General features: G+C 72.3%; 9 protein-coding genes. 3 read left to right on the top strand and 6 right to left on the bottom strand.

Features of this window, described 5'->3' with window-relative positions; translation table 11 throughout:
• Positions 1–28 precede the first annotated feature (28 nt).
• Positions 29–4555 carry an Rne/Rng family ribonuclease gene (locus tag ACZ7EC_RS06370; protein ID WP_471058742.1) on the bottom strand — a complete coding sequence of 1509 codons (4527 nt, stop codon included), beginning with the start codon at positions 4553–4555 and terminating at the stop codon, positions 29–31.
• Positions 4556–4817: 262 nt separating this feature from the next.
• Complete coding sequence (locus ACZ7EC_RS06365) at positions 4818–5594, bottom strand: TIGR03936 family radical SAM-associated protein (RefSeq protein ID WP_471058740.1); 777 nt, start codon at positions 5592–5594, stop codon at positions 4818–4820.
• Between the two features lie 273 nt (positions 5595–5867).
• Between ACZ7EC_RS06365 and ACZ7EC_RS06360 the strand changes: the two genes are divergently transcribed.
• From ACZ7EC_RS06360 to ACZ7EC_RS06350, 3 genes are all read left to right on the top strand, one after another.
• Positions 5868–6734 carry a YhjD/YihY/BrkB family envelope integrity protein gene (locus ACZ7EC_RS06360; protein ID WP_471058738.1) on the top strand — a complete coding sequence of 289 codons (867 nt, stop codon included), beginning with the start codon at positions 5868–5870 and terminating at the stop codon, positions 6732–6734.
• Between the two features lie 192 nt (positions 6735–6926).
• Positions 6927–7382, top strand: coding sequence for a hypothetical protein (locus ACZ7EC_RS06355; protein ID WP_471058736.1), 456 nt, complete (start codon positions 6927–6929; stop codon positions 7380–7382).
• 176 nt (positions 7383–7558) lie between these two features.
• Positions 7559–9568: an NHL repeat-containing protein gene (locus ACZ7EC_RS06350; RefSeq protein WP_471058734.1), complete on the top strand. Its 2010-nt coding sequence runs from the start codon at positions 7559–7561 to the stop codon at positions 9566–9568.
• Positions 9569–9923: 355 nt separating this feature from the next.
• Here the strand turns inward: ACZ7EC_RS06350 and ACZ7EC_RS06345 are convergent, their stop codons facing one another.
• The 4 genes from ACZ7EC_RS06345 to ACZ7EC_RS06330 all read right to left on the bottom strand — a co-directional run bounded on the left by ACZ7EC_RS06345 (position 9924) and on the right by ACZ7EC_RS06330 (position 15380).
• Positions 9924–10910, bottom strand: a complete 987-nt coding sequence (locus ACZ7EC_RS06345) for a hypothetical protein (protein ID WP_471058732.1) — start codon at positions 10908–10910, stop codon at positions 9924–9926.
• A 95-nt stretch (positions 10911–11005) separates the two neighbouring features.
• Positions 11006–11383, bottom strand: coding sequence for a hypothetical protein (locus tag ACZ7EC_RS06340; RefSeq protein ID WP_471058730.1), 378 nt, complete (start codon positions 11381–11383; stop codon positions 11006–11008).
• Positions 11384–11848: 465 nt separating this feature from the next.
• On the bottom strand, positions 11849–13810 hold the full coding sequence (locus tag ACZ7EC_RS06335) for a TIGR03960 family B12-binding radical SAM protein (protein ID WP_471058728.1): 1962 nt from the start codon (positions 13808–13810) through the stop codon (positions 11849–11851).
• Positions 13811–13880: 70 nt separating this feature from the next.
• Positions 13881–15380 carry a CYTH and CHAD domain-containing protein gene (locus ACZ7EC_RS06330; protein ID WP_471058726.1) on the bottom strand — a complete coding sequence of 500 codons (1500 nt, stop codon included), beginning with the start codon at positions 15378–15380 and terminating at the stop codon, positions 13881–13883.
• Positions 15381–15394 lie beyond the last annotated feature (14 nt).

Raw genomic sequence — 15394 nt, 5'->3', positions numbered from 1 at the left:
ACCGCACCCAGATGTGCCGGTGACCGGATCAGTCGACGGAGGCCGACTCCGGGGCCGCGGCGGTCTTCTTGGCTGCCGTCTTCTTCGTGGCGGCTGCCTTCTTGGCCGTCGTCTTCTTCGCGGCGGTCTTCTTGGCGGCGGTCTTCTTCGCCGCCGTCTTCTTGGTGGCCGCCTTCTTCGCCGTGGTCTTCTTGGCCGCCTTGCGGGCGGTCTTCTTGGCCGGAGCCTCCTCGGCGGCGGCCTCCTCGGCGGGGGCTTCCGCGACGGGAGCCTCCGCGGCGGGGGACTCGGCAGCGGGGACGACCACGACGGCCGTCTCCTCGGACGCGGTCGGCGCGGCCGCCTGCCGTACCGCACGGCGGCGCGGACGGGCCGGCGCGGCGCTCTCGGCGGGCGCCGGTGCCTCCTCGGCGGCGGGCTCGGCCACCGGGGCCGCGGGCGCGGTCTCGGCGACGGTCACCACGGCGGCCTCGGCACCCGCGGGGGAACCGGCCGGTGCGGACACCTTCCGGGTCGCCCGACGGCGGGTACGGCCCTTCGGCGCCTCCTCGGCGGCCGGGGCCTCGGGGGCGGGGACCACCTGGTCCTCGGCGGCCACCGGCTCGGCCAGCGCCTCGGCGGCCGGTTCGGGCCGCACCGGGCGGGCCGCGGCCTCCTCGGCGGTGACGTCCTGCGCGGTCGGCACGGCGGCCCCCGCGGTGACGTCCTCGGCGGCGGCCTGCTCGGCGTCCTTCGTCCGGGCGGCCTTCCTGGCGGACTTCTCCGCCTTCGGCGCGCCGGCCGGGGCCGATGCGCGGCGGCTCGCCCGGCGGCGGGTACGGCCGCGACCGGCCGCCGCCTCCGCCTCGGCGACGCTGCTGTACAGCTCCTCGTCCGGCGCGAACTCCGGCGCCGTGAGGGCGACCGGCTCGGCGATCTCGGCGGCCACCTCGGCGGCCGTCTCGATCTCCGGCTCGACCGCCTCACCGCTCTCCACGGCGACCGCGGCGGTCTCGTGCACGTGCTCGTGCTCGTGCGGCTGCTCCTGCGCGTCGCCGCCACGGCCGCGCTTCTTGCGCTTGCCGCCGCCACCGGCCGAGCCGGGCTGCTCCATGTGCACGATGACACCGCGGCCGTTGCAGTGCACACAGGTCTCGGAGAAGGACTCCAGCAGGCCCTGGCCGACCCGCTTGCGGGTCATCTGCACCAGGCCCAGCGAGGTCACCTCGGCCACCTGGTGCTTCGTCCGGTCGCGGCCCAGGCACTCCAGCAGGCGGCGCAGCACCAGGTCGCGGTTGGACTCCAGGACCATGTCGATGAAGTCGATCACGATGATGCCGCCGAGGTCGCGCAGCCGAAGCTGGCGCACGATCTCCTCGGCCGCCTCCAGGTTGTTCCTGGTGACCGTCTCCTCCAGGTTGCCGCCCTGGCCGGTGAACTTGCCGGTGTTGACGTCGACGACGACCATCGCCTCGGTCCGGTCGATCACCAGCGAACCGCCGCTGGGCAGCCAGACCTTGCGGTCCAGCGCCTTGGCGAGCTGCTCGTCGATCCGGTAGGTGGCGAAGACGTCCACCTCGGAGGTCCACTTCGACAGGCGGCCCGCGAGGTCCGGGGCGACGTGCGAAACGTACCCGTGGATCGTCTGCCAGGCGTCGTCGCCGCTGACGATGACCTTGGAGAAGTCCTCGTTGAAGATGTCGCGCACGACCCGGACGGTCATGTCCGGCTCGCCGTACAGCAGCGTCGGGGCGTTGCCGTTCTTGGCCTTCTTCTGGATGTCCTCCCACTGCGCCTGGAGCCGCTCGACGTCGCGGCGCAGCTCGTCCTCGCTCGCGCCCTCGGCGGCGGTGCGCACGATGACGCCCGCGTCCTCGGGGACGATCTTCTTGAGGATCGTCTTCAGCCGGGCCCGCTCGGTGTCGGGCAGCTTGCGGCTGATGCCGGTCATGGAGCCCTCGGGGACGTACACGAGGTAGCGGCCCGGCAGGGAGACCTGGCTGGTCAGCCGCGCGCCCTTGTGCCCGATCGGGTCCTTGGTGACCTGTACCAGGACCGACTGCCCGGACTTGAGGGCGGACTCGATGCGCCGCGGGCCGTTGCCCATGCCGAGCGCGCCGAAGTTGACCTCGCCGGCGTACAGCACGGCGTTGCGGCCCTTGCCGATGTCGATGAAGGCGGCCTCCATCGACGGCAGCACGTTCTGCACCTTGCCGAGGTAGACGTTGCCGACGTACGACGTCGACTGCTCCTTGTTGACGTAGTGCTCCACGAGCACGTTGTCCTCGAGGACGCCGATCTGCGTGCGCTCGCCGTGCTGGCGGACGACCATCACGCGGTCGACGGCCTCGCGGCGGGCCAGGAACTCGGCCTCGGTGATGATCGGGACGCGGCGGCGGCCCTGCTCACGGCCCTCGCGGCGGCGCTGCTTCTTCGCCTCCAGACGGGTCGAGCCCTTGATGGACTGCACCTCGTCGGACGGCTCGCTCGGCTTGCGCGGCTCGCGGACCTTGACGACCGTACGCTCCGGGTCGTCGGCGGACGGCTCGCCGTCCACGGCGCTCTCCCCGGCGCGGCGACGGCGGCGACGACGGCGACGGCTGCCGGCGCTGGAGCCGGCCGGCTCCTCGCCGTGCGCCTCCTCGGCGTCCTCTTCCTCCTGCTCGGCGGTGTCCTCGGCGTCCTGCGCGGCCTGCTCGGCGGCCAGTTCCTCGGACTCCTCGCCCTCGCCCTCGGCGGCGTCCCCGCGGCGGCGGCGACGGCCGCCCCGGCGGCGACGGCGGCGCGAGGACGACTCCTCGTAGCCCTCGCCGTCCTCGGCCTCGCCCTCGGCGCCCTCCGGCTCCTCGTCCTCGTCCTCGTCCTCGACGGCGGCCGGGGCGGCCGGGGCCTCCTCGGCCCGCTCGCCGCGGCGGCGGCGACGACGGCGGGAACCGGTCTCGGGGCGCTCCTCGGCGAACTCCTCGCGCTGCGGCTCCGCGGGCTGCTCGGCCTCGACCGGCTCGGCGGCCTCCGCGGCGGCCTCGGCGGCGGCCCGCTCCGGGGTCTGGAAGCGCGGCTCGGCGAACACCGGCGCCTGGAAGACGGCGACGGCCGGACGGGCGGGACGGCGTGCGCCCTCCTCGCCGCCGGCGGAGCGCGCGGGCTCGGAGAAGCCGGAGGCGGGGCGGACGGCCCGGCGCCGGGCCCGGCGCGGCGCGGGGCTCTCGGCGGCCCCGGACACCTCGGCGGCGGCCGGCACGGACTGCGCGGCGGGGGCGGCCTCGGTGGTGTGCGTGGTGACGGGAGCCTCCGGGGTGTGCGCGGCCTCCGCGGGGGCGCTCTCGGGCGCGGTGACCCGGCGGGTGGCGCGGCGGCGGGTGCGCCGGGGGGCGGCGTCCTCGGTGTCCTCGGCGGGGATCGGCGCCTCGGTGGCGGGCTCGGCCGACTCGGTCACGGCCTGCTCGGTCGCGGTCGGCTCGGTCGCGGTCGGCTCGGTCGCGGCCGGCGCATCCTCGGCGGCCTTCGGCGTGCCGGTGGGGGCGGTGGCGCGGCGGGTGGCGCGACGGCGGGTACGGGCGGGGGCGGCCTCGGCCGCGGGCTCCTCCTCGGCCTGCGGGGCCTCGGGAGCGTCCTCGGCGGTGACCCGGACGACGGTCTCGGCGGTCTCGGCGGCTTCGGGCGCACCGGCGGGCGCGGTGGCGCGGCGGGTGGCCCGGCGACGGGTACGGGCGGCGGGCGCGGCCTCTTCGGCGGCCTCCTGAGCGACGGCTTCCGTCTGGCGGGCGACCTCGGCGACGGCCGGTGCGACGGTCTCCGCCTGCTCGACGGCCTCGGCGACCTCGGCGGCGGCGGGCGCACCTGCGGGCGCCGACGCACGGCGCGCGGCACGGCGGCGCGGACGGGCCGCGGGCGCCTCCTCCTCGGCCGTCCCGGCCCCGGCGGCCGGGGTCTGGTCCGCCTCGGCGGCCGGTGCGGCGGTCTCGGTGACCTCGGCGGCGGGCGCGGCGGCACGACGGCTGGTACGGCGGCGCGGACGCGCGGCGGGTGCCTCGGCCTCCGCGGGGGTTTCGGTCACGGCCGGCGCCTCGGTCTCGGCCGGGGTCTCCGCGGCGGCCTCGGCCTCCGCGCCCGGCGTCGCGACGCTGCGGGTGGCCCGACGGCGGGTGCGCCGCGGGGCGGCCTCCTCGCCGACGACGACCTCGCCGCCCTCGGCGACCCCGGCGGCAGCGGCCGGCGCGACGGTCTCCGCGGACTCGGCGGTCCCGGCTGCGGCGGGGGCGCCGGCGGGCGCCGAGGCGCGGCGCGCGGCACGGCGGCGCGGACGGGCGGCGGGTGCGGCCTCCCCCGCCTCCTCGGTCGCCTGCGGGGCGGCCTGGGAAGCCTGGGCAGCGGCGGCGGTCTCCGCCGCCTCCTCGGTGTCCTCCTCGGTCTCCTCCGCGGCCGCTATGGCCGGGACGGTCACCTCGGCGGGCGCCTCCGCGGCGACGGGCGGACCCGCGGGCCGGGAGGCGGCACGGCGACGCCTGCGCGGCGGCAGCGTGTCGCTCGGTGTGTTCAGTTCGGAACCCTCGGTGGGTTCGGTCGGCTCGAGCATGCGGGCTTATCTCCCGTCAGGCTCCCGGGCGCCGCGCCTGGTTCCGGCACCGGCCCGAAGGGGCCGTCCACCGGTGACGTCCGCGGCCCGCGCGATGCGCGATGGCCGCCGTCCGGGGCGCGGGCGCCGCACGGGAGCACTCTGTGTCCTGTCTCGCCGGTTCCGTACGCCTTGTCGGTACGGCCTGGCGAAAGTCTTCTGGTCGGTGCGCTGCCCGACCCAGGTGGCTCCCGAGTACGAGGGCGGCGCTACGACGTCCGTCCTACGCGGAACCTTCCGGCGCCTGCGCCGTCGCGGCGGCAGCCGGTACGGCCTCGGGGGCCTTGGCTGCCTCGCGGTCGGGCGCGAGCGGGTCGGTCACCGTGCCGGTCTCTTCATCGAACAGCCCCTGCGCCAGCCTGGTCACCGCTGCGGGGACCGGCGGCGCCAGGTCGGCCACGGCGCGGAGACCGGACAGGACGTCGTCGGGTCGTACGGCAGGCGTCACGTGCCGAACAACCAGCCGCAGTATCGCACAGGGCTGGTCGTTCGGCCCATCAGCCGGTGCGCCGTACGCCTGAAGGCTCGCCACGGCCGGGCGGGCGTCGAAGGTGCGCACGCCGTTCTTGGTCATGCGCTGCACCTCCACGGACCCGGCCCCGTTGAAGGCCCCGACCGCGCGCTCGGCGTCGGCCGGATCGACTCCGGCGAGCCTGAGCTCCCAGACGGAGGCCGTCAGCCGGTCGGCGAGACCCGAGGTGTGCGCCTCGACCGCGTCGACGATGTCGAGCCCGGCGGGCAGCGACTCGTCGAGGAGGACGCGCAGTTTCTCGGGGTCGCGCGGCGCGGTGAGCGCGATCTCCAGGTACTCCGCCTCACTGCCGGTGCCGGTGGGTGCGGCATTGGCATACGACACCTTCGGGTGCGGCGTGAATCCGGCCGAGTACGCCATGGGCACCTCGGCGCGGCGCAGCGCACGCTCGAAGGCGCGCTGGAAGTCTCGGTGGCTGGTGAACCTCAGGCGGCCGCGCTTGGTGTAGCGCAGTCGGATGCGCTGCACCGCGGGTGCGGGCGGCGGGCCTTCGGGCTGTCGCTTGCCCAGTGTCCTGATCCTTCGTGAGAGCGGTCGTACTTCTCTCAAGAGTACGTGCCGCGGCGCCGTGAGGTTCCCGCCGTGTCGGCCGGCAGCGGGACGGCCACGGACGGCTACTCTCCCTTTTGCTGACTTTGCCCCCTTCTGAACGCTGCCCCGGAGGGTACGACGGCGGAGAACCGTGGCCGGCGCCTGCTCAGGACCCTCACCTTCTGGCTGCGTCCTGCGTTCACGCTGCGGGTGCTGGGCCGCTTCCAGCGGGTCGCGGGCTTCGACCGCTCCATGGCCCTCGCCTCCAGCGCCCTGACCGCGCTGGTGCCGCTGGTGATCCTGGGCGCGGCGGTGGTGACCAGCGTCGGATCGTACGACGTGGCACGGCGGCTGATCACGCGGTACGGCCTGACGGGCGAGGGCGCCGCGGCGGTCGACGCGCTCTTTGCGCCCGAGCAGGAGAAGGCGAACGTCAGTGTCCTCGGCGTGCTGTTCCTCGCGGTCTCGGCGCTGAGCTTCACCCGAGTCCTGCAACGCCTGTTCGAGCAGACCTGGGAGCTGAGGTCCCTCAGTGTGCGCAACACCCGCAACGGTCTGGGCTGGCTGCTCTCCGGCGCCTGCTACGTGGCGGTGAGCGCCCTGATCCAGGCGCTGCCGAGCGAGAGCCGGGCGCATCTGCTGAGCGTGGCGGTCGAGTTGCCGGTGACCGCGGTCTTCCTCGTCTGGACCGGCGTCCTGCTGTCCGCCCGCCGGGTCGCCTGGCGGGACCTGGTCCCCTTCGGGGTCACCGGCGCCGTGGCCATCGGGGCCTACTCCGTGGGCGCCACCCTCTACCTCCCCCACCTCTTCAACGCCTCGGCCCAGCGCTACGGCGTCGTCGGCGCCGTCTTCGCGATGATCTCGGCCCTCTTCGCGGTGATGCTCTGCATCGTCGGCGCCTCCGTGGTGGGCCGCGAGATCCGCGACGAGCTGACCCGCATCTCCCACGGCGAGCGCACCCCCGACGACGAGGTCCACCGCCAGTGGAACGACGTTGTCGCCCGGACCCGCTCCCGCTGGCGCTCGGTCCGCCGCCACGTGGTCCGGCATGACACGGACACTCCGCCCGACCGCTGAGCCCGGTCGCCGCGGCGACGCGGATCCGCTGGGCCGCCCCCTGGTGGTGAGCCCCGCCTCGGGGGTTCAGGATGGAGACAGCGGCGGATCAGACGGCAAGACGGTGATCATGCGGTCGGACTGGTACTGGTCATGCATTCCACTCGGCGACCGGTCCGTGGACGCAGGAACGCCGGGGTGAGGAAGGCTGCCATGACCACAGAGGCCGAACTGCTCAAATCCGACGATCAGCGGCTCGAGGAACTGTTCCGCAAGAGTCCGGCAGGCGAGATCCCCAGGGGCCCGATGGAGGGCCTGGCGATCTTCCCCGTGGCCGGACGTGCGGGAGCCTGGCTGCTTGCCGGCCTCCTGAACCTGACCGTGTGGCGAGGCAAGGTCTTCAGCCCGGACGGCTACCTCAGCAACCGGCTCACCGCGCTGGACATCCTGTCCATCGCCGCCATGGTCCGGCCCGGCCCGAGCCGTCTGGACGACCAGGAGTGCATCGTCATCGACTACTCCCACACCTCCTTGGTGTGCGGAGGCGTGCGCGACGAGCTCCGTCAGGTCGGCCCGCACCTGTACCTGGGCCTGATCTGGCTGGCCGGCCGCAAGATCGGCTGGTTTACGCTGCGCGACCCGGACAGCGCGGACAACAGCGACGCATAGCACCAGCCGCACCGAAATCCCGGTGCCCTCATCACCGGCGTCGAAGCGCCCGCGGCGACAGGGCGGCCTCCCCGCGGACACTCGGCGAGACCCCGTAGCACGTCGGTTGTCCGGTCCGCGGGTGAGCGTTCGGCGCCGTGCCGACATCGCGAGAGGTCATGACCTTGTCTCCCTCCATGGATCGCCCTCACGGAGCCGCACACGACGCGCCGCGCGGCTCGGCACCGGCCAAGCTCTCCCGGCACCGGACGCTCGCCGCCCTGACGGCATCGGCCACCATGGCGCTGGCCTTGCCGGGACTCCTTGCCGCCGAGCCCCCCAGCACACCGACAGCGTTGCACGGAACCGTCACCAGCGCGGGAGCACCGCTGTCCCACGCCGACGTCACTCTCTTCACCGGAGACCGGCAAGGCGTCCGGGAACTGGGGCGTGCCGTGACCGACGCCGGCGGAGCCTTCCGGATCCGGGCCACCCGGCCCGCGGGCTCGGTGCTGTACGTCGACGCCACGCCCCACGGCGACCGGTCGCTGCGCCTGCGCTCCGTCGTCGGGTTCGGCTCCGGAGGCGGCGTCGCCCGGCGCTCCGAGTCCGCTGTCACGGTGAACGAGCTCACGACCGTCGCCGCCTCCTACGCCCTGGCCCAGTTCACCGACTCCCACGGCATCACCGGGCCGAGCCCTGGCCTGGAAAACGCCGCGGCCACGTCCTACAGCCTCGCCGACCCGGCGTCCGGCAGACCTGGCAAGGTCGTCACCGACCAGGACAACGGCAGCAGGAACGACACCCTCGCCACCCTCGGCACCTTGGCCAACCTCGTCTCCCTCTGCGCACCGGCCGCGGACACCGGGCGATGCCACGACCTGCTGCGCCTGGCGACACCACAGCACGGAAGCGCTCCCGCCGACACGGCACAAGCCGTGCTCGACCTCGCCCGCAACCCGCGACTTGCCACCGGCAAGCTGTACGCCCTGACCCGGCAGGCCCACACCTACAGCCCCGCGCTCACCGCGGCACCGGCGGCCTGGGTCCTGGCCCTGCACTACACCGCCCCCGATGTCTACGCCCCCGGCCGGATGGCCATCGACGCCAAGGGCAACGTCTGGGCCTCCAACAACTGGCTGCCCGGAACGCGGAACCCCAGCCCTTACGTCACCGTGCAGGACCCGGTGGGCAACCCCACTCTGAACAGCCCCATCAGCGGCGGCGGCATGAAGGCGGGCGCCTGGGGCATCGCCATCGACCACGAGGGCGCCGTGTGGGTGCCCAGCTACGCCGGCAACGCCATGGCGAAGTACTCACCGTCAGGAAGGCCGCTGTCGCCCGGCACGGGGTTCGAGAACGGCGACCTGAACCACCCCCAGGGCACCGCGGTCGACCAGAAGGGCAACATCTGGATCGCCAATTTCTACGGCCTGAAAGGCAACCGCGGCCAGGGAAGCGTGATCGTCTATCCCCACGGGGACCCCTCGAAAGCGATCACCATCAAGGGCGGCGGCCTCGACCACCCGTTCTCCCTCCAGATCGACGGCTACGGCCGGGCCTGGGTCAGCAATGCCCGCCTCAACGGGGCAGCGCTTCTGGACAGCCGCGTGCCCAAGGGCCACGTCGGCGGGAGCGTCACCGTGATCGGACCCGACTTCAAGCCGACCTCGTTCTCCCCCGTCAAGGACGACTCGCTCGACTGGCCTCTCGCCCTGGCCGTCGACTCCAGGAACAACGTCTGGGTGCCCAGCTTCGTCAGCAACTCGGTCACCGAGATCGCGCCGAGCGGAAAGGTCGCGGGCGTCTACAAACTGCCGACGGCCACCGCTCCCTGGTCCGTGGCCATCGACGGATCGGACCGCGTATGGGTCGCCGGCTTCGGCACCCCCTCCGTCTCCGTCCTGTGCGGCGTGCACACCAGCGCCTGCCCGCCCGGCTCCTCCACCGGTTCGCTGCTGTCACCGCCGCACGGCTACCGCAGCAACTCCATCCAGCACCTCACCGCGATCCAGCTCGACCAGTCCGGCAACGTCTGGCTGGCCAACAACTGGTCCAAGCTCGTTCCCCCCACCGGCGGCAACGGCCTGGTCGAACTCATCGGAGTCGCCACACCTGTCTGCACACCTCTGACCCCGCTACCCGTCCGCCCATCCTCGACCAGCCCGACCACCTGTCCCGCCGGAACCAGCACACAGCCCGGATGACACCACGGGCCACCCGAACCGGCCTATGCCCCAGGGGCGCCGACAGACCTGCGTTCTCGACTGTCAAGGGCGGCAGCTTCTCGCCGCGCGTCAACGTTGGCCGCAGTCGGGCGCTCTCAGCGGTCCGCCTGGTTGACGAAATAGCCCACGACAAGAAGCACGCCGAGGACGCCCACCCCGAAGAGTCCGAGGACCGCCCAGATCCCCTTGCCGTCCATCGCAGAGCGCACCCCACCGGCGAAGCCTCCGACGGACATACACATGCCCAGAACGACGGACCGTGAACTCCGGGGCTTCAACCAGTGCCGCAGCTCTGGGCGGCGGCGCCCCGACGTGGGTGGGCCGGCAGAGTGCGTCATCGGTACCTCACCTTTCCCGGTTCGCCCGGAGCATCCACGTGCGTGTCGCCCGGTGCCTTGGGCGCTTCGGGCGTGTAGTAGAAGTCGATGCCGGTCGCGATCACTGCGACCGGCGCGCCGAATATCTTCTCGCCAGCCTTGCCGATCGTGTTGATGAACGTGGGGCGATGGTGCTTTCCGCGTACATCGCTCAGGAGCGCTCCCTTCGAGAGGTGCTTGCTGGCCTCGCCACCCGCCGCGGAGGGGGCACCGCCGATCAGGCCCTGTATCGCACCGTTGACGTCTCCACGCAAAAGCGCCTCGCCACCGTCCATCCAGGAGCGGTAGCTGAGGAACTCGGCGACGGGCTTGATGGTGCCGCTGCCCCATTTCGCGGGCGGCGTGTACTCCTCCGTGTCCGTCTTGCTCTGCAGTTCCAGACGGGCGTCGGTTTTGGCGTCCTTGAGGGAGCCGTAGTACGTGCTTCCGAACTTGTGCCTGTTCTTGGTGAGTTGCCTCAGGCCCCAGGAGCAGGTCGAGTCCGCTTCCGCAGCCTGGCCGAGGATGAGATCGATGCGGCGCTGCAGTGCGTCGAGGTCGTCCTGCGTCACCACGACCTGTGGATCCCCGTGCGACATGCGAGGGGGCTGTGGGCTACGCGCCAGCGAGCCGTCGGTGTGAATCGTGATGCCCTCGGGCGGGCTCTCACAGAGACTCTTCAGGTCATCCCTGGCCGCCTTGATCTTGTCGTGCGCGGAACTCAGAAGGTTTCCGATGGACTCTGCCTCGGTGACGGCATCTGTGAACTCGTCACACACCCGAACGACGAACGCCTTGGTGACGGTGGCGTTCTCGCCCTTCCACCCGGTGCCTTGCGCCAGACTGCGCATGTCCCCAGCCTCTTTGGCCGCCTTCTTCAGCAAGGCCGTCGTAGCAGCCCAGTCGTCAGCCGCCGACTGCAGCGACGAGAGATTGACGTGAAGAAGCTCTTCAAAAGTCGGCATCGGTCCCCCTGTCGTCCACGGCGTCGTCGCCGTTTCCTTCCGGACGGTCCCAGTCCACTTGCGGGACCTCGTCTTCCGCACACACCGGCCGGCCGTCACATGACAGGGCCTTCCGCCTTCGGTATCCGGGGCACCTCGTCATCCGAGGGGGGCGACGGCACGTCCAGATACTGGGAGATCCTGGAGGCGCTGAGCTGTGTGGCAATGAACTCATCGTCCCGTCGCGACGACTTCACCGAGTAGTCCAGATGGTTGGATATTTGAGCACAAGCGTCGAGCAGCACCTGCAACTGTGCTCGCCAACCCCCGTCGGCCTCGGTCAACGCCGCACCTATGTCGAACCCATCGTTCTCCAGGCTTTTCGCGGCCGCCTCGCTGTGAGACTGGGCATGCTTGCCAGCGCTCGACAGATGCTGGTGCAGCAGGAATGCGGCATGGCCGATCTCCCCCATGTCGTCGTACTTGACGACCAAGTCCGCCCGACTAGGCGACGGCCCGCCTGAATCCGCCCCGTCCAGCCGCATCCGAGCCTTGGCCTTCAGCTGGGCCCACTCTTGATCGAACGACAAATCTTCACGCCCCGTAACCTCATCGATCAGATGAAACTACCCATCTCAAGAGGGTCAGTGGCGATCAGTCACGGTAAGAGCGCGTTAGAGGAGTGCTTGCATCGGGAGCTGAATCGCGGACGCTTGGGGCATGTCAGCCACATCGCTGACTCCGCCGATTCAGCCCTCACCGATCACCTTGAGGCCCTGGGCCGATGGGCAGGCCGTCGGGCGGAGACAGGACTGAGCCCCTCCGTTGGCGAGGAAGTGGCTTAGGCTGCACACGCTCTACCGGCGCCGAGGGCGCCAGCGGGCGAGGGGCCGAAGCGCCGGCTGCAACCAGTGCAGCCGCCGCCACCTCCTCGCTCACCCCTCGAGCGCCCCCTCACCTCAATGCGTGTGCCCGCTCGAAGCCGGTGTCGGGCCCGCGTTCTTGACCGTCAGCGGGAGCAGCTTCTTGCCCGTCGGGCCGATCTGGATGTGGGTGTCCATCTGGGGGCAGACGCCGCAGTCGAAGCACGGGGTCCAGCGGCAGTCCTCGACCTCGGTCTCGTCGAGGGCGTCCTGCCAGTCCTCCCAGAGCCAGTCCTTGTCCAGGCCGGAGTCGAGGTGGTCCCAGGGGAGGACCTCCTCGTAGGTGCGCTCGCGGGTGGTGTACCAGTCGACGTCCACGCCGTGGGCGGCGAGGGCCTTGTCGGCGCAGGCCATCCAGCGGTCGTAGGAGAAGTGCTCGCGCCAGCCGTCGAACCGGCCGCCGTCCTCGTAGACCGCGCGGATGACGTCGCCGATCCTGCGGTCGCCGCGGGACAGCAGGCCCTCCACGATGCCGGGCTTGCCGTCGTGGTAGCGGAAGCCGATGGAACGGCCGTACTTCTTGTCGCCGCGGATCTTGTCGCGCAGCTTCTCCAGGCGCGCGTCCGTCTCCTCCGCCGACAGCTGCGGGGCCCACTGGAAGGGGGTGTGGGGCTTGGGGACGAAGCCGCCGATCGAGACGGTGCAGCGGATGTCGTTGGACCCGGAGACCTCCCGGCCCTTCTGGATGACGTGGGTCGCCATGTCGGCGATCTGGAGCACGTCCTCGTCGGTCTCCGTGGGCAGACCGCACATGAAGTACAGCTTCACCTGGCGCCAGCCGTTGCCGTAGGCGGTGGCGACCGTGCGGATCAGGTCGTCCTCGGAGACCATCTTGTTGATGACCTTGCGCATGCGCTCGGAGCCGCCCTCGGGGGCGAAGGTCAGTCCGGAGCGGCGGCCGTTGCGGGTCAGCTCGTTGGCCAGGTCGACGTTGAAGGCGTCCACGCGGGTGGAGGGCAGCGAGAGGCCGATCTTGTCGTCCGTGTAGCGGTCCGCGAGGCCCTTGGCGATGTCGCCGATCTCCGAGTGGTCCGCCGAGGACAGGGAGAGGAGGCCGACCTCCTCGAAGCCCGTCGCGTTCAGGCCGCGCTCCACCATGTCGCCGATGCCCGTGATCGAGCGCTCGCGCACCGGACGGGTGATCATGCCGGCCTGGCAGAAGCGGCAGCCGCGGGTGCAGCCGCGGAAGATCTCCACCGACATGCGCTCATGGACGGTCTCGGCGAGCGGCACCAGGGGCTGCTTGGGGTAGGGCCACTCGTCCAGGTCCATGACGGTGTGCTTGGAGACCCGCCACGGCACGCCCGACCGGTTCGGCACCACACGGGCGATCCGGCCGTCCGGGAGGTACTCGACGTCGTAGAACGCCGGGATGTACACCCCGCCCGTCCTGGCCAGCCGGAAGAGGACCTCCTCGCGGCCGCCGGGGCGGCCCTCGGCCTTCCACTCCCGGATGATCCGCGTCATGTCCAGCACGGCCTGCTCGCCGTCGCCGATGACCGCCGCGTCGATGAAGTCGGCGATCGGCTCCGGGTTGAACGCCGCGTGGCCGCCGGCCAGGACGATCGGGTCGTCCTCGGTGCGGTCCTTGGACTCCAGCGGGATGCCGGCCAGATCGAGCGCGGTGAGCATGTTCGTGTAGCCCAGCTCCGTGGAGAAGCTGAGGCCGAACACGTCGAAGGCGCGGACCGGGCGGTGGCTGTCCACCGTGAACTGCGGGACGCGGTGCTCGCGCATCAGCGCCTCCAGGTCCGGCCACACGCTGTACGTGCGCTCGGCGAGGACGCCGTCCTGCTCGTTCAGCACCTCGTAGAGGATCATGACGCCCTGGTTGGGCAGACCGACCTCGTACGCGTCCGGGTACATGAGCGCCCAGCGGACGTCGCACTCGTCCCAGTCCTTGACGGTGGAGTTGAGTTCTCCGCCTACGTACTGGATCGGCTTCTGCACGTGCGGGAGCAGAGCTTCGAGCTGCGGGAAAACCGACTCGACAGGCATCTCGCGAACCTTCATGAGCTGACAGGGGGGACCATCCAGCCTAACCCGCCCGCGGACCTCCTCCGAACGGTCAGCCCGGCCAGCGCTGCGCGGCCTTGTGCCACCGCTTCGGCAGTTCGGCCTCGGAGGCCGCCGCCCGCGCCTCCTCCCTGCCGTAGAGCACCCCGTAGGGGAACGCGCTCTCCCCTGCGGCATGGGCCACCGCGGCCAGCTCGCGCAGGGCCCGGCGGGCCATGACGCTGTCCTGGTGGTCGCCGAGGAGGGTGGTGAGGGACTTCATGGCGGCGGTGAGATCGCGGGCGCGGGCGCCGAGGGCGGGGGTGGCGGCCTCGGCGACGTACCGGATGCGCTTGGCCCTCTTGCGGGCCTCGTGCAGGGCGAGGTCGCGCTCCGTGCCGGGCGGCAGGGCCAGCGCCCGCTCCACGAGGGTGGTGAGCTTCGCGAGGTCCTTGCGTACGGCCTTGCCGAGCCCCTTCTTCGGCTTCCGCGCGGCCGCCCTGCGCAGCGGCGGGTCCGCGAGCAGGGCGTCCAGGGTGTTCAGCAGGGCGAGGTGCCGGGGGGAGTCCAGGACGCCGGCGAGGTGGGCGTGGGCGCCGGCTCCTGCGGCCCGCGCCCAGGAGGCGAGGCGCGCGCGGGCGGGGCCGGTGGACAGGTCGGCCGGGAGGGCGTCGAGGGCCGTGGTCAGCCGCTCGGCCAGCACCTCCTGGTCGCGGTCCACGCCCAGCTCGCCCGCGAGCCACTTCAGCTCGGCGGCGAGGGGCTCGGTCGCGGCGCGGTCGAGGACGGTGCGGAAGGCGCGCAGGGCGGAGCGGGCGCGGCGGGTGGCGACCCGCATCCGGTGCACGGCGTCGGGGGTGCCGAGGCGGACGGCCGGGTCGAGGCGGACCAGGGCGTCCCGCTGGGCGCGGAGGTAGGCGAGGACGTGGTCGCCCGCGGTGACCGGCTCGGCAAAGGTGACGGGCGGGCGGCGCAGGCCCCCGGTCTGTTCGAGGGCGCGGGCCAGTTTGGAGGGCGAGGCGGACGGCCGTACGCCCGCCCTGGCCAGCCGTTTCTCCACCTGGTCGAGGAAGGCGGGGTCTCCCCCGTCGGCCAGCTCGATCTCGATCTCGGTCCACTGGGTGGTGCCGCCCGGAGCGGTGAGCCGCTCGGCGGTCACGGCGTCCACGCTCGCCTCGGCCAGCAGGGTGCCGTCCGCGTCCACCAGATGGCGTACGTCGCGGGCGGAGCGCAGCCGGACCAGCGGGACCAGCTCCGCCTCCCGGACCCGTGAACGGACCAGGGCGGCGAGTTCTCCGGGCAGGGTGTCGGAGAGCGGGGCGCGGATCTCGTCGCGGACGCCGGGGGCGACCGGAAGCTTGAGATGCCAGCCGGCGTCCGAGCCGCCGGTGCGGCGGCGCAGGGTGAGCGAGGCGGCGGCGAGGCGCTGGTCGGCGGTGTCGTAGTAGGTGGCGTCCAGCTCGACCAGGCCCTTGTCGAGTACGGCCGCCACCCCGCCGACGCCGGTCAGGTCGGGCAGCCCGCTGCCATCGGATGCGTACGTGCGCTCGATCTCGCGTTTCGTCTCCGCCATGAACCGAATCTAGT

The organism is Streptomyces sp. NPDC037203, from assembly GCF_055605065.1.
The sequence above is the reverse complement of the archived record's forward strand: the minus strand, read 5'-3'. Positions and strand labels throughout refer to the sequence as shown.

Bases quoted from the DNA above. Each gene is read 5' to 3' on its own strand.
- ACZ7EC_RS06330 (WP_471058726.1), bottom strand. From the start codon at position 15,380: ATGGCGGAGACGAAACGCGAGATCGAGCGCACGTACGCATCCGATGGC.
- ACZ7EC_RS06350 (WP_471058734.1), top strand. From the start codon at position 7,559: ATGGATCGCCCTCACGGAGCCGCACACGACGCGCCGCGCGGCTCGGCA.
- ACZ7EC_RS06370 (WP_471058742.1), bottom strand. From the start codon at position 4,555: ATGCTCGAGCCGACCGAACCCACCGAGGGTTCCGAACTGAACACACCG.
- ACZ7EC_RS06355 (WP_471058736.1), top strand. From the start codon at position 6,927: ATGACCACAGAGGCCGAACTGCTCAAATCCGACGATCAGCGGCTCGAG.
- ACZ7EC_RS06345 (WP_471058732.1), bottom strand. From the start codon at position 10,910: ATGCCGACTTTTGAAGAGCTTCTTCACGTCAATCTCTCGTCGCTGCAG.
- ACZ7EC_RS06335 (WP_471058728.1), bottom strand. From the start codon at position 13,810: ATGCCTGTCGAGTCGGTTTTCCCGCAGCTCGAAGCTCTGCTCCCGCAC.